The sequence below is a fragment of the Streptomyces sp. NPDC051677 genome, assembly GCF_044453465.1.
GTDB lineage: Bacteria > Actinomycetota > Actinomycetes > Streptomycetales > Streptomycetaceae > Streptomyces.
The window spans coordinates 269,838-283,187 of record NZ_JBITCT010000005.1; the positions used below are offsets into that span (position 1 = coordinate 269,838).

General features: G+C 72.0%; 11 protein-coding genes. 7 read left to right on the top strand and 4 right to left on the bottom strand.

The features are described 5' to 3' along the window. Positions 1–98: 98 nt before the first annotated feature. The 3 genes from ACIBAF_RS08400 (at position 99) to ACIBAF_RS08410 (ending at position 2,551) form a co-directional block, all read left to right on the top strand. Entirely contained in the window at positions 99–650 is a 552-nt protein-coding gene (locus ACIBAF_RS08400; RefSeq protein ID WP_399462352.1) for an RNA polymerase sigma factor, read from the top strand. A gap of 3 nt (positions 651–653) precedes the next feature. After that, positions 654–1,598 (top strand): hypothetical protein, encoded by a 945-nt coding sequence (locus ACIBAF_RS08405; protein WP_399462354.1) that lies wholly within the window; start codon positions 654–656, stop codon positions 1,596–1,598. Positions 1,599–1,840: 242 nt separating this feature from the next. Further along, positions 1,841–2,551, top strand: coding sequence for a hypothetical protein (locus ACIBAF_RS08410; RefSeq protein ID WP_399462397.1), 711 nt, complete (start codon positions 1,841–1,843; stop codon positions 2,549–2,551). Positions 2,552–2,583: 32 nt separating this feature from the next. Here ACIBAF_RS08410 and ACIBAF_RS08415 read toward each other — a convergent pair whose 3' ends face one another. The 3 genes from ACIBAF_RS08415 to ACIBAF_RS08425 form a co-directional block, all read right to left on the bottom strand. After that, a complete protein-coding gene (locus ACIBAF_RS08415) occupies positions 2,584–4,035 on the bottom strand; it encodes a glycine hydroxymethyltransferase (protein WP_399462355.1) in 1,452 nt (483 codons plus the stop codon). Between the two features lie 451 nt (positions 4,036–4,486). After that, positions 4,487–5,677 carry a glutathionylspermidine synthase family protein gene (locus ACIBAF_RS08420; RefSeq protein ID WP_399462356.1) on the bottom strand — a complete coding sequence of 397 codons (1,191 nt, stop codon included), beginning with the start codon at positions 5,675–5,677 and terminating at the stop codon, positions 4,487–4,489. A gap of 49 nt (positions 5,678–5,726) precedes the next feature. Further along, positions 5,727–6,104: a hypothetical protein gene (locus ACIBAF_RS08425; RefSeq protein ID WP_399462357.1), complete on the bottom strand. Its 378-nt coding sequence runs from the start codon at positions 6,102–6,104 to the stop codon at positions 5,727–5,729. A 138-nt stretch (positions 6,105–6,242) separates the two neighbouring features. Between ACIBAF_RS08425 and ACIBAF_RS08430 the strand changes: the two genes are divergently transcribed. Then, a complete protein-coding gene (locus ACIBAF_RS08430; protein ID WP_399462398.1) occupies positions 6,243–7,217 on the top strand; it encodes a hypothetical protein in 975 nt (324 codons plus the stop codon). 514 nt (positions 7,218–7,731) lie between these two features. On the opposite strand, the gene ACIBAF_RS08435 is transcribed toward ACIBAF_RS08430, so the two are convergent. Continuing rightward, positions 7,732–8,511 carry a DUF3050 domain-containing protein gene (locus ACIBAF_RS08435; RefSeq protein ID WP_399462358.1) on the bottom strand — a complete coding sequence of 260 codons (780 nt, stop codon included), beginning with the start codon at positions 8,509–8,511 and terminating at the stop codon, positions 7,732–7,734. 203 nt (positions 8,512–8,714) lie between these two features. On the opposite strand from ACIBAF_RS08435, the gene ACIBAF_RS08440 reads away from it, so the two are divergent. Genes ACIBAF_RS08440 through ACIBAF_RS08450 form a run of 3 tightly spaced genes read left to right on the top strand, consistent with a single transcriptional unit; the run spans position 8,715 to position 13,324 of the window. Further along, a complete protein-coding gene (locus ACIBAF_RS08440) occupies positions 8,715–9,326 on the top strand; it encodes a hypothetical protein (RefSeq protein WP_399462359.1) in 612 nt (203 codons plus the stop codon). A gap of 30 nt (positions 9,327–9,356) precedes the next feature. Next, complete coding sequence (gene pabB, locus ACIBAF_RS08445) at positions 9,357–11,645, top strand: aminodeoxychorismate synthase component I (protein ID WP_399462360.1); 2,289 nt, start codon at positions 9,357–9,359, stop codon at positions 11,643–11,645. Then, complete coding sequence (locus ACIBAF_RS08450) at positions 11,642–13,324, top strand: benzoate-CoA ligase family protein (RefSeq protein WP_399462361.1); 1,683 nt, start codon at positions 11,642–11,644, stop codon at positions 13,322–13,324. The genes pabB and ACIBAF_RS08450 overlap by 4 nt, the downstream gene beginning before the upstream one ends. The last annotated feature ends 26 nt before the right edge of the window (positions 13,325–13,350 follow it).

Here is a 13,350-nt window from a genome sequence, read left to right on the forward strand (position 1 = left end):
GAAACAGATGTGACCCGGGTCGGGAACCGATCGGGCTCGAGCGGTGTACCAAGAACGTGAGAGCGCGGGAGGGGGGCCGCATCGTCGATGAGGCCGCGGTGATCGCACGCGTACGCACCGGAGAGCCGGAGGCGTACGCGGAGCTGGTGCGGGCCCACACGGGCATCGCCCTGCGGGCGGCCGCCGCGCTCGGGGCGGGTGCGGACGCGGAGGACGTGGTGCAGCAGGCCTTTGTGAAGGCGTACTACGCGCTGGGCCGGTTCCGGGACGGGGCCGCGTTCAAGCCGTGGCTGCTGTCGATCGTCGCCAATGAGACGAGGAACACAGTGCGTACGGCGGCGCGGCAGCGGACGCTGGCCGGCCGCGAGGCGGCCCTCGTGGAGGCGGAGCCGCTGATACCGGAATCGGCCGACCCGGCGGTCGCGACGCTCGAGACCGAGCGCCGCACGGCACTGCTGGCAGCCCTGGAGAAGCTGAGCGAGGAGCACCGGCTGGTGGTCACGTACCGCTATCTCCTGGAGATGGACGAGTCCGAGACGGCCCAGGCCCTCGGCTGGCCCCGGGGGACGGTGAAGTCCCGACTCAACCGCGCCCTGCGCAGACTGAGCCGACTGCTGCCGGACTTTCAGCCTCGGGAAGGGGGTGATTGAAGCATGAGTGAGCCGTACGACGGTGAGGGCGCCGCACGGGATCCCCGCGGGCCTGCCGCCCGGCTGCCGGAGGAACTGCGGGCGCTCGGACGATCGCTGGACGCGCCGAGAGGCGACGGGGTCAACGCGGTCGACGGGGTCGGTGGGGTCGACGGGATCAGTGGGTTCAGCGGGATCAGCGGGATCGACATCGGCGAGACGATGGCCGAGCGGGTGCTGGCGCAGATACTCGCCGAGCGGGTGCCGGTGCCGGTGGCCGAGCCGCCGGGGGCGGCCGAGCGGCTGCGGGCCGTGCGGCGCTGGACGCGGGTGCGATGGCGTTCGCTGACGGCCGCGCTGTGCGGTCTGCTGACCGTGCTCGTGCTCACGCCCCCGGTGCGAGCGGCCGTGGTCGACTGGTTCGACTTCGGCGGCGTCGAGGTGCGGTACGACCCGTCCGCGTCCCCCGACCCCGGCGCGAAGGCGCCCGCCTGCGGCGGTTCGCTGTCCCTCGCCGAGGCCAGGCTCGCGGCCGGGTTCGAGCCGCTGGTGCCGGACGCGCTGGGCGCCCCGGACGAGGTGGCGGTGACCCGCGAACCACAGGGACGGTTCCTGATCAGCCTGTGCTGGAGCGTGGACGACCGGCCGATCCGGCTGGACGAGTATCCGGCGCACCTGGACGTCAGCTTCGCCAAGACCCTGCGCGAGCTCCCGGAGTGGGTGGAACTGGACGCGGCGCCCCCCGGCGGCGGGGCTCCTGAACCTGCCCTCTGGTTTCCGAAGCCGCACCTGCTGAGCTTCTGGCTGGTGGACGCCGACGGCAACCGCTACACCCGCGAGAAGCGGACGGCCGGGCCGACGCTGTTGTGGGCGCACGGCGCCGCCGCCGGCGATGTCACGCTCCGCTTGGAGGGCGTGTCGTCAAAGGCGCGGGCCATGGAGATCGCACGCTCGCTGGACCGCCCTTAAGGGCGGTGTGGGCTGGGTGGTCTGTCCGGGGAGGTCGTGGACGGCGTCGACATCGGACCCGGTGCGGTGGGAACCCCGGGCGGCTGGGCGGTGTACCAGGAGTGACACCGCGGGCGGGGACGCCGAGCCGCTCCGGGGCAAGGCACGGAGGGCGGGAGAGAGGGAGAGGAAGAGAGGGAGACAGGCGAATGATTCGGGGGAACGGTAGGTCGCGGGTGGCCGCATGGGCCGCGGCACTGTCGATGGCGGTGGGCCTGCTCGCCCTGACGGTGACCGGGGCGAGCGCAGCACCGGACAACGGGGGTGACAGCCCCGATGTGGCGATGGTGATCGCCGGCTCGACCGGGCGGACGGCGACCCTGCGGATCGGGGACGCGCGGACCGGGCGGGACTTCGCCCTGCTCTGGCAGCTGCTCGAGCCGACGAACGCCACGACGGAGCGGGTGCCGGAGGCGTGGCAGGAGGGCCGGTATCCGCCCGTGCGGTGCACCGTGATCTGGGGGCTGACGGGGGTCGGGGGCTGGCCGCAGACCAAGCGGGCGCCGGGCGGTGATGTGGCCGTCGAGCGGCAGGACCAGCTGTTCATGGCCCAGGACGGCACCCCGTGGGTGCGGTCGGATCCGGCACCCGAGGTGGAGGACGACGACATCCGCTGGCATCAGGCGCCGAGGAGCGTACTCGCGCGGGCTGAACAGGAGGGGGTGCTCGCCGGCGGCGCCGGTTCGGAGAGCTCGGGCCAGGGCTCGGACAAAGGCACGGGGGCGGGCTCGGGCACGGGGGCGGGCCTCGATGCGCGGAATGGCGTCTGGTGGGCGATACCGGGACTGGCCCTGGGCGTGGCGGTGGGAGCCGGCGGCTTGGTGCTGATACGCCGCGCGGCGGCCCGGCAAGGAGCCGGACCGCCGCGGGGAGACTCGCGGGGAGAGCCGCGTCAGGAGCTGATCGATCTCTGAGCTCGCCGGACGGGATCCGGCCGAGGGCGACGTCAGCCGAGGTTGATCTCCGGGTACAAGGGGAAGCCCGCGACCAGGTCCGTCGCCCGCTGGGAGATCTCGTCCGCCACCTTCGCGTCCAGGACATGGGAGGCCTTGGACGGGGCGCCCGACTTCGTCGTGCCCGGCTCGGTGGCGGTGAGGACGCGGTCGATCAGGGCCGCCACCTCGTCCATCTCGGCCGTGCCCAGGCCGCGCGTGGTCAGGGCAGGGGTGCCGATGCGGATGCCGGAGGTGTACCAGGCGCCGTTCGGGTCGGCGGGGATGGCGTTGCGGTTGGTGACGATGCCCGAGTCGAGCAGCGCGGCCTCGGCCTGACGGCCGGTGAGGCCGTAGGAGGAGGCGACGTCGATCAGGTTCAGGTGGTTGTCCGTGCCGCCGGTGACGAGGGTCGCGCCCCGGCTCATCAAGCCCTCGGCCAGCGCGCGGGAGTTGTCGACGATGCGCTGGGCGTAGTCCTGGAAGGAGGGCTGACGGGCCTCCGCGAGCGCGACGGCCTTGGCTGCCATGACATGCGGAAGCGGCCCGCCGAGGACCATCGGGCAGCCGCGGTCGACCTGGTCCTTGAGGGAGTCGTCGCACAGGACCATGCCGCCGCGCGGGCCGCGCAGGGACTTGTGGGTGGTGGTCGTCACGATCTGGGCGTGCGGCACCGGGTCGAAGTCGCCGGTCAGGACCTTGCCCGCGACCAGGCCCGCGAAGTGCGCCATGTCGACCATCAGGGTCGCGCCGACCTCGTCGGCGATCTCCCGCATGATCCGGAAGTTCACCAGACGGGGGTACGCGGAGTAGCCCGCCACGATGATCAGCGGCTTGAAGTCGCGGGCCGAGGCGCGCAAGGCCTCGTAGTCGATGAGGCCGGTCGCCGGGTCGGTGCCGTAGGAGCGCTGGTCGAACATCTTGCCCGAGATGTTCGGGCGGAAGCCGTGGGTGAGGTGGCCGCCGGCGTCCAGGGACATGCCGAGCATGCGCTGGTTGCCGAAGGCCTGGCGGAGTTCCGCCCAGTCGGCCTCGGAGAGGTCGTTGACCTGGCGGGCGCCGGTCTTCTCCAGGAACGGAACCTCGACACGGTCGGCGAGAACGGCCCAGAAGGCGACCAGGTTGGCGTCGATGCCGGAGTGCGGCTGAACGTAGGCGTGGCGGGCGCCGAACAGCTCACGGGCGTGCTCGGCGGCGAGCGCCTCGACCGTGTCCACATTGCGACAGCCGGCGTAGAAGCGGCGGCCGACGGTGCCCTCGGCGTACTTGTCGCTGAACCAGTTGCCCATCGCGAGGAGGGTGGCCGGGGAGGCGTAGTTCTCGGAGGCGATCAGCTTGAGCATCTCGCGCTGGTCGTGGACCTCCTGGCCGATGGCGTCGGCGACACGCGGCTCGACGGCGCGGATCACGTCGAGGGCCGCACGGAAGGCGGTGGACTCGGTGGAGAGGGGCTGCTGCTCGGACATGTCGTCGGCCTCCGGGTGGCGTGGTGCTGGAAAGCGGTCACGGTGTCACGGTTCGGCCCAGGCGCACGGCACTGTTGTCTACTCCCAGGCCGCTCCCCGATGGTCCGTCCCATCCTCGGGCCCGATCGTCACATTCCCGCCTGCTCCGCGGTGTCTGGCACGCACGCTCGCTGTGTTGCCGAACCACCCACGTGGCTCCGCCACGAGGGCGCTCCGGTGCCTTGCGATCGCACGCACCAGACACCGCGGAGCCCGCCCTGCGGGCGGACGACGGGAATGTGACGAGCGGGCCCAGCGCGCCAGTCACGGCCTGCTCACCACCCTAGCGGGCACGTCACAGGGGCAGGGCCCCGAGTCCACCATGCGAGCGACCTCGGGGCCTCCTGAGCTGCCGGGCTTCCGGTGCTTGCAGGCTTGCAGGCTTCCGGTGCTTCCGGTGCTTGCGGGTCTTCTACAGGATCACGTGCGGGAGGAAGCGGGCGTACTCGTCTGTGATCAGGCCGGAGGACTCGCGGATGCCGAGGCCGGCCGACTCGTCCTCCACGACCCAGGCGCCGAGGACGACATGGTTGCCGTCGAAGGCGGGCAGCGGCGCCAACTGCTGGTAGCAGCAGGGTTCGTCGGTGCGCAGGGCGACGGGGGCGGCACCCGGTTCGTGGACCGTGACGCCGGCGCCCTCGCGGCCCAGCAGGGGCTTGGCGACGTAGCCGGTCGTGGTCGCCAGTTCGCGGGGGCCATCGAGGTAGGCGGGCAGGAGGTTGGGGTGGCCGGGGTACAGCTCCCACAGGACGGCCAGGAGCGCCTTGTTGCTGAGCAGCATCTTCCAGGCCGGCTCGATCCACATCGTGGAGCCGGTGCCGCCGCCGTTGTCGAGGGTGTCGAGGACGTGACCGGCGAAACGGTCGGTGGTGAGCCACTCCCAGGGATAGAGCTTGAAGCAGCTGCGGATGAAACGGAGTTGCTGGTCGACGAAGCGGCCGGACAGGGGGTCCCAGCCGATCTCCTCCATGGAGATCCAGTCGGTGTCCAGGCCGGCCTGCTCGGCGGTCTCCTTGAGGTAGGCGACGGTCATGAGGTCCTCGCCGAGTTCGTCGGCGGAGGAGTGCGCGAAGTGCAGCGGGCTGCCGGGCGGGAGCAGGGTGGCCTGTTTCTTCCAGGCGGCGACCAGGCGTTCGTGGAGGGAGTTCCACTGGTCGGCGCCGGGGAAGCGCTCCTCCATCCAGAACCACTGGGGGGAGGCGGCCTCCACGAGGGAGGTGGGGGTGTCGGCGTTGTACTCCAGGAGTTTCGCCGGGCCGGCGCCGTCGTAGCGGAGGTCGAACCGGCCGTAGAGGGAGGGGAGTTCGGCGCGTCGGCGCCAGGCCTCGGTGACCGCCGCCGCGACGCGCGCGTCGGTGATGCCGAGGTCGGCGAGGCGGTCGGAGTCGACCAGATGCGCGGCCGCCGCCAGGCACATCTCGTGGAGTTCCTCGACGGTCTCCTCCAGCGCCTCGACCTCGTCGAGGGTGAACGCGTAGTACGCGCTCTCGTCCCAGTAGGGGCGCAGGAGGCCGTCGGGGTGACGGGTGAGGGGGTAGACGAGGCCCTGTTCCTCGACGGTGCGCTGCCAGTCGGGGCGGGGTTCGATCGTGTGACGTCGCATGGGTGCAGGTGTCCTGTTCAGCCGCTCGGTCGCTCAGCCGCTCGGTCGCTCAGCCGCCGGAGCTGCCCTTGTGGCTGCCGCCGTCGCTGTCCCCGTCGCCGCCGAAGCCGCCGCGGCTGACGCCGTTGCCGCCTCCGCTGCTGCTGGAGGAACCCCCGGATCCCTTGCCGGGCTTGGTGAAGGAGCCGCCGTCGACCCAGGAGCCCTGCTTCTTGCCGCCGTAGTACCAGACGCCGGCCGCCGAGGCCTTGGTGGACTTGCAGTTCTTGTCGGCGACGACCTTGTACCCCTTGGCGAGGTTGTAGCTGTCGCGGTCGACGCAGCGCTTGTCGGGGTCGGAGGAGCAGGCGGTGAGGGCCGCCGCGAGCAGTCCCATGCCTCCGAGTACGACCGTGCCCGAGCGCAGCTTTCGACGCGTGTCCGCCATGTTCCCGTCTCCCCGTGTCCCCGTTGTCGGATCGCCCTTACGGCGATTTCCGGCCGTCAGCCTAGACATCGGTCGGATGGCGACCGCGGGCGGCCCGTCCACCGGCCTCTCGCCTACAGTCCTTTCGTGCTCTTTGGAATGGTGTGCGCCCTCGGCGCGGCGGTCTGCTTCGGTACGGCGACGGTGTTGCAGGCGATGGCGGCGCGCGCCGCCGCCGACGGCAGCGACGGGCGGGGCGGTGGAGGCGGTGGGGACGCGGCGCTGTTGCTGCGGGCGGTGCGCCAGTGGCGGTATCTGGCGGGGCTGGCGCTGGACGGGCTCGGGTTCCTGTTCCAGATCGCCGCGCTGCGGTCGGTGCCGATCTACGCCGTAGGTGCGGCCCTCGCCTCCAGTCTGGCGGTGACCGCGGTGGTCGCGGCGCGGCTGCTGCGGGTGCGGCTGAGCCGCATGGAGTGGCTGGCGGTGGGGGTGGTGTGCGCGGGGCTGGGCATGCTGGGGCTGGCCTCCGGGACGGAGGGCGAGGAGAGCGGCCCGGACGCGTTGCCGTGGGTGATGCTCGGTGCGGCGGTCGGGGTGCTGCTGCTGGGCCTGGTGGGCGGGCGGCTCACCGGGCGGGGGCGGGCGCTGGTGCTGGGGCTGGGCGCCGGGTGCGGGTTCGGGGTGGTGGAGGTGGCGGTGCGGCTGGTCGACTCGCTCGCACCCTCTGACCTGCTCACCAACCCGGCGACGTACGCCCTGCTGGTGGGGGGCGGGGCCGCGTTCCTGTTGCTGACGACGGCGCTGCAGCGGGGGTCGGTGACGACGGCCACGGCCGGGATAGTGATCGGCGAGACGATCGGTCCCGCGCTCGTGGGCGTGGTGTGGCTCGGGGACCGCACCCGGGAGGGGCTCGGCTGGCTGGCCGTGCTGGGGTTCGCGGTCGCCGTAGCGGGGGCGCTGGCGCTGGCCCGCTTCGGCGAGGCCCCGGGGTCGACCCCGGAGACACAGGAGCCGGCGTCGGCCCCCGAGGCGCAGAAGCCGGATTCGACCCCGAAGGCACAGGAGCCGCAGTCGACGCAGGAGGCACAGGAGCCGGCGTCAGCCCTGGAGGCACAGGAGCCGGAGTCCGCCTAGGAGGCACAGGAGCCGCAGTCGACCCCGAAGGCACAGGAGACAGCGTCAGCCCCAGAGGCACAGGAACCGGTGTCGGCCCCCGAGGCGCAAGAGGCGGCATCGGCCCCGGAGACACAGGAGCTGGCGTCACCCTCAGAGGCGCAGGAGCCGAAGTCGGCCCCGGAGACACAGGAGCCGGCGTCAGCCCCAGAGGCGCAGGAGCCGAAGTCGGCCCCGGTGGCACAGGAGGCGGTGTCAGGCCCGGAGGCACAGGAGGCGGTGTCAGCCTCGGTGGCACAGGAGGCGGCGTCGGCCCCGGAGGCACCTGAAGCACCTGAAGCACCTGAAGCACCTGAAGCACCTGAAGCGCCGGACGCACCGGGCTCATCTGACGCACCGGGCGCACCAGGCTCGCCGGACGCACCGGACGCACGAGACGCACCGGACGCACCGGACGCACGAGACGCACCGGACGCACGAGACGCACCGGACGCACGAGACGCACCGGGCGCACCGGGCGCACGAGACGCACCCGTCAGGCCATCGCCTCGGTGATGCCGTCCCAGAGGCGGGTTCGTGCCTCCAGGGCGAGGGTCGCCGTCTCGACGGCCTCCTGCCAGCGGGTGTCGTCGGCGCCGCACAGGTCGGCGACCATCTGCATGGCCATGGGGGTGTGCTCCTCGCCGTCGACCTCGATGTGCCGGGCGAGGTAGTCGCAGAAGAGCGGGAACCGGTCGGTGCCCTCCTTCTTGATCACCTGGTCGAACATGTCCGGGATGAGGTCCTCCCGGGAGAAGGCGAAGGCGGCGGCCCGGCAGTGCAGCGGCCGGTCGGCGATGATCTCGAAGGTCGTGCGCACGAACTCGGCTGCGGGGGCCGGGACTTGGGCGACCCGCAGCGCCGACGCCACGTCGTGCCCCTCGCCGACCAGCGCGAGGAACGTGTCGATGCGGGATGTGTCGGCGCCGGCCTCGTCCATGCCCGCGCGGTACAGCTCGAAGTGGCTGGTGAAGCCGCCGTTCAGCTCGTCGCTCTCCTCGACGAGGACGATGTCGTTGATGAGCCGCCGGCTCACCTCCGAGCCGCGCGGCACCCAGGGGACGTCGACGCAGGTGAGGTCGCGCTGGAGCGACTTGAGCAGGGACATGAAGTCCCAGACGGCGAAAACGTGGTGCGCCATGAACGTCGCCATGTGGTCCCGGGTGCTGATCCGCTGGTAAATGGGATGCGCGGTGACTTCTTTTCGGGCAGGTTCGATCACGGAACGAGCCCTTTCGATTCCCTCATGGGTCAGATTCCAGTCGTACCTGGACATGAATCTCCTTCGGTTCGGGAACTCGACGGAGAATCGATCGTGCACTTCCCCCGACTCGTCGGCAAGCGCTTCCGAGAATTCGGAAAGGTTACCCGCAGTACCGCTCCACATCCCCCTCGACAGAAGCCGCCAAGGTCGCCGAAAAACGCATGAAGACTCACGTTTCGGACATCCGCAGACGTTAGTAAAAGTTTGAAGGATGTGTGAACGCTGAGAACCTCCGCTCCGTACTCGACACCGTGACCAGTAATCCCGTCACCGTCACCTCGGCTTATCGCGTGACGCCGGGCCGAGAGGCCGACTTTCACTCCTGGGGGTGGGCCATGCTGGGCGCGAGTGCGCAGCAGCCCGGCTTCCTCGGGGGTGGCGTGCTAGTCGACGGAGAGGCGGAGTGGCATGTCGTCTATCGCTTCGCCAGCGAAGGAACGTCCCGGGCCTGGGAGAACTCGACTGCGCGCATGCAGTGGGACGCCCGGGCCGCGGGGATCGCCGTGCAGACGGACCGCAAGAGCGTGCGGGGCTCCAAGGTGTGGTTCGACTCCCAGACCGCCGTCCCGAAGGCGCCGGCCCCGCCGTCGAAATGGAAGCTATGGTTCGTGAACATGAGCGCGGTTTTCCCGCCGGTGCTCCTCTTCAACGTGATCGCGCTTCCTTATCTCGGCGGCCTCAATCCGTTCATTCGCACGCTGCTGCTCTGTCTGTGCGTGACGGCCCTCGTGACCTGGATTCTCATGCCCCGCCTTCAGCGTTTCTTCAAGAAATGGCTGTATCCACCGCTCCAGGCACTGCGCGGGCGGCATAAACGGACCGCGTAGTACCGAGAACGACCCTAGGGAGGTGGGCGGGTGAAGACCCTGCTCATCGACAATTACGACTCGTACACGTACAACCTGTTCCAGCTGATCGCCGAGGTCAACGGCGAGGAACCGGTCGTGATCCTCAATGACGCCCCCGCCGACACGATTCCCGATCTCGCGGAATTCGACAACGTGGTGGTGTCGCCGGGGCCGGGGCACCCGGAGAAGGCCCGTGACTTCGGCATCAGCGCCAGGGTGCTCGCCGGGTCCACGGTGCCGGTGCTCGGCGTCTGCCTCGGCCACCAGGGCATCGCGCACGGGGCGGGCGCCCTGGTGGCGCCCGCCCCGGAGCCCCGGCACGGATACCTGTCGGCCGTCCGGCACGACGGGCGCGACCTGTTCCAGGGGCTGCCGCAGAACTTCACCGCGGTCCGCTACCACTCGCTGGCCGTGCGCGAGCCGCTGCCCGAGTCCCTGGAGGCCACGGCCTGGGCGGAGGACGGCGTCCTGATGGGGCTGCGGCACCGCGAAAGGCCGCTGTGGGGCGTGCAGTTCCACCCGGAGTCGGTGCTCACCGAGTACGGCCACCGGATGCTGGTGAACTTCCGCAACCTCACCGCCGAGCGGGCCCGCAAGCTGCGGGCGAAGAACACCGCGGTCCCGCCGACCGAGGCGGCGATGCCGAGCCGCGCCCCCGCGGTGACGACCGTCCCGATCCCCCGTCCGCGCCGGTCCGGCGGCCCCGCCCACCGGCTGCACACCCGTCGCATCGCCGAGGCGATCGACGCGGAGGCCGCGTTCACGCGGATGTACGCCGCCTCGCCGCGGGCGTTCTGGCTGGACAGCTCCCGGGTCGAGCCGGGGCTCTCCCGGTTCTCGTTCTTCGGTGACGACAGCGGTCCGCTCGCCGAGTTCGTCCGGTACGACGTCGAGACCGGGACGTGCGAGATCGAGCGGGCCGGACGGCCGGCGCGCAAGGTCCGGGCCAGCGTCTTCGACTATCTCAAGCGGCAGTTGGCCAACCGTCGGGTCGACGCCACCGGGCTGCCCTTCGACTTCACCGGCGGCTACGTCGGCTACTTCGGCTACGAGACGAAGGCCGACTGCGGCTCCCCGAACGCGCACCGCTCCGCCACCCCGGACGCCTGCTGGCTCTTCGCCGACCGGCTGATCGCGGTGGACCACGAGGAAGGCTTCACCTACGCGGTCTGCGTCGCGGAGGACACCCCGCAGGCTGCCCGGGAGGCCACGGAGTGGCTGGAGAGCACCCTCGCCCAGCTCACCTCGCTGCCCACGGAGACCGACCGGCCGGCGCCCGCGCCCGCCGAGGCGGCCGAGCCGGCTCTCGGCGACGTCGAACCGTGGCTGGTGCGGGACCGTGCGACGTATCTCGCGGACATCGAGGCCTGCAAGCGGGAGCTCGCGGCGGGCACCAGCTACGAGATCTGTCTGACCAACGCCGCCCGTTTACCCGCTCCGGACGACGCGTACGCCTTCTACCGGGTGCTGCGCCGCGTCAACCCGGCCCCGTACGCCTCCTATCTGAGGTTCGGCGACCTCGACGTGGTCGGCTCCTCGCCCGAGCGGTTCCTGCGGATCACCCGGGACGGCGTCGCCGAGGCCAAGCCCATCAAGGGCACCGCGCCGCGCGGCGCGGATCCGCAGGAGGACGCCCTGCTCAGGGACGCGCTCGCGGCGGACGCCAAGACCCGCGCCGAGAACCTGATGATCGTCGACCTGCTCCGCAACGACCTGGGGCGGGTCTGCCGGACCGGGACCGTGCGCGTCTCCCGGCTCATGGCCACCGAGACGTACGCGACCGTGCACCAGCTCGTGTCCACCGTCGAGGGACGGCTGCGCCAGGGCACCGACGCGGTGGACTGCGTACGCGCCTGCTTCCCCGGCGGGTCGATGACCGGCGCGCCGAAGCTGCGCACGCTGGAGATCATCGACGAGCTGGAGACCGAGGCGCGCGGCGTGTACTCGGGGGCCCTCGGCTACCTGGGGTGCAGCGGAGGCGCCGACCTCAACATCGTCATCCGCACCGCCGTCCTGGCCGACGGCATCCTGCAGCTGGGCGCGGGCGGCGCGATCGTCCTCGACTCCGACCCGGTCGCCGAGTACGACGAGATGCTGCTGAAGACGGCCGCCCAGATGCGGGCCCTGCGGGAGCACACGGCAGCCAGGACCCGGGTGCCGTCGCGTGCGACGGAGGCGGCCGAGGCCCAGGTGAGCGCGCTGCGCCGGGTCGGGGCCAGAACCGCACAGCGCGGTGCGCGCCCGGAGTCCCCGGAGCCCGGCCCCGCCGCGGGCACCGTGAAGGAGGCCACCCGATGACGACGCCCCGGCCCACGGCCACACCGCAGCTCGCGGCAGCGCAGCCCACGGCCACGCCACAGCCCATGACCACGCCACAGCCCCCGGCCACGGCCACGGCCACGGCCACGGCCACGGCGCGTTCCCTGACCGTTCCCCAGCCCAGAGCAGCCCTGGACGGCTCCGGCTCAGGCTCCGGCTCCGTCTCCGGATCAGGCGCCCCCGGCAACCTCGCCGCCTACCTCGACGACCTCGCCGAGCGGCGCGGGTGGGGCGGCCGGGTCGCCTTCCATCAGGGGCATCAGGGGTGGACCCACGGGGAGGTGCACGCGCTCGCGGCGCGGGCGGCCGGTGTGCTCGCCGGTCACGGCGTGCGGCCCGGCGACCGGGTGCTGCTCGCGCTGCCCGACGGGATCGCCTGGGTGACGGCCTTTCTCGGGGTCGCCCGGCTGGGCGCCGTCGCCGTCCTCGTCAATCCCGAACTGCCCGCCGCCGAGCACGCGTTCATGGCCGAGGACACCGGCGCCGTGCTGTGTCTGACCGGGCCGGGGCTGGAGGACCGGTTCAGCGAGCGGGCGAGGCTCGGCGCCGACCAGTTCCTCGCGCTCGCCCCGACCGCCGCGCCGGCGCCCGTCCACCCGGTCGACGCGGACGCGCCCCTCTACGTGCAGTACACCTCCGGCACCACGGGCCGCCCGAAGGGGGTCGTGCACACGCACGGCGACCCGAAGGCGTACCACGACCTGATCGGCCGGCGGCTGCTGGGGATCACCGAGGACGACGTCACCCTGTCGGTGTCGAAGCTGTACTTCGCCTACGGGTTCGGCAACGCGTTCGTCTTCCCCCTGTTCTCCGGGTCGTCCGCCGTGCTGGTGGACCGCCGTCCGACGCCCGCCGCCGTCGACGAGCTCGTCGCCCGGCACCGGGTGAGCCTGCTCTACTCCGTGCCGTCGGCGTTCGCGGCGCTGGTCGCCGACCGGGGCAGCGGGCACGCGGCCTGCTTCGCCTCGGTGCGCGCCGCGGTGTCGGCCGGCGAGGGCATGCCGGACGAACTCGGCGGACGGGTCGGCGAGTTGCTCGGGGCGCCGGTGCTGGAGCAGATCGGCTCCACCGAGGCCGGTCACGCCTTCTGCGCCAACAGCCTCGGCCACAACCACCCCGGCACCGTCGGGCGTCCCGTGCCGGGGTTCGAGGTCGAGGTGCGCGACCGTGCCGGACGGCCCGTGCCCGACGGCGAGGAGGGCGAGCTGTGGGTGCGCGGGCCGACGGTGACGACCGGCTATCTGAACCGGCCCGAGGAGACGGAACGCACCCTCGTCGGCGGCTGGCTGGCCACCCACGACCGGGCCCGCCGTGAACCGGACGGCGCCTACCGGCATCTGGGCCGCACCGACGACATGGAGATGGTCGGCGGGATCACCGTCTCCCCGCTGGAGGTGGAGGCCGTGCTGCGCGCCCATCCGGCGGTGCGGGAGGTCGCGGTCGCGGCCGTCACCGACGGGCGCGGCTTCAGCCGGCTGCGCGCCTTCGTCGTGCCGGTCTCCTCCCCTGCGGACGGTCTGAGCGACGACCTCGTCGCGCTGGCCCGCGACCGGCTCGCCGCGTTCAAGGTCCCGCGCAGCGTCAGCTTCGTGCCGTCCCTGCCGCGGACCTCCACCGGAAAGCTCCGCCGCCACCTCGTCCGCCAGGGCGCCTGGTGACCGCGCCAGCCCCGGCCACAGCCCCG

What these genes read in the sequence shown, in the direction of transcription:
- ACIBAF_RS08420 (WP_399462356.1), bottom strand. Translation starts at nt 5,677, where the DNA reads ATGCGACGTCACACGATCGAACCCCGCCCCGACTGGCAGCGCACCGTC.
- ACIBAF_RS08415 (WP_399462355.1), bottom strand. Translation starts at nt 4,035, where the DNA reads ATGTCCGAGCAGCAGCCCCTCTCCACCGAGTCCACCGCCTTCCGTGCG.
- ACIBAF_RS08425 (WP_399462357.1), bottom strand. Translation starts at nt 6,104, where the DNA reads ATGGCGGACACGCGTCGAAAGCTGCGCTCGGGCACGGTCGTACTCGGA.
- ACIBAF_RS08405 (WP_399462354.1), top strand. Translation starts at nt 654, where the DNA reads ATGAGTGAGCCGTACGACGGTGAGGGCGCCGCACGGGATCCCCGCGGG.
- ACIBAF_RS08435 (WP_399462358.1), bottom strand. Translation starts at nt 8,511, where the DNA reads ATGTCCAGGTACGACTGGAATCTGACCCATGAGGGAATCGAAAGGGCT.
- ACIBAF_RS08450 (WP_399462361.1), top strand. Translation starts at nt 11,642, where the DNA reads ATGACGACGCCCCGGCCCACGGCCACACCGCAGCTCGCGGCAGCGCAG.
- ACIBAF_RS08430 (WP_399462398.1), top strand. Translation starts at nt 6,243, where the DNA reads ATGGTGTGCGCCCTCGGCGCGGCGGTCTGCTTCGGTACGGCGACGGTG.
- ACIBAF_RS08410 (WP_399462397.1), top strand. Translation starts at nt 1,841, where the DNA reads ATGGCGGTGGGCCTGCTCGCCCTGACGGTGACCGGGGCGAGCGCAGCA.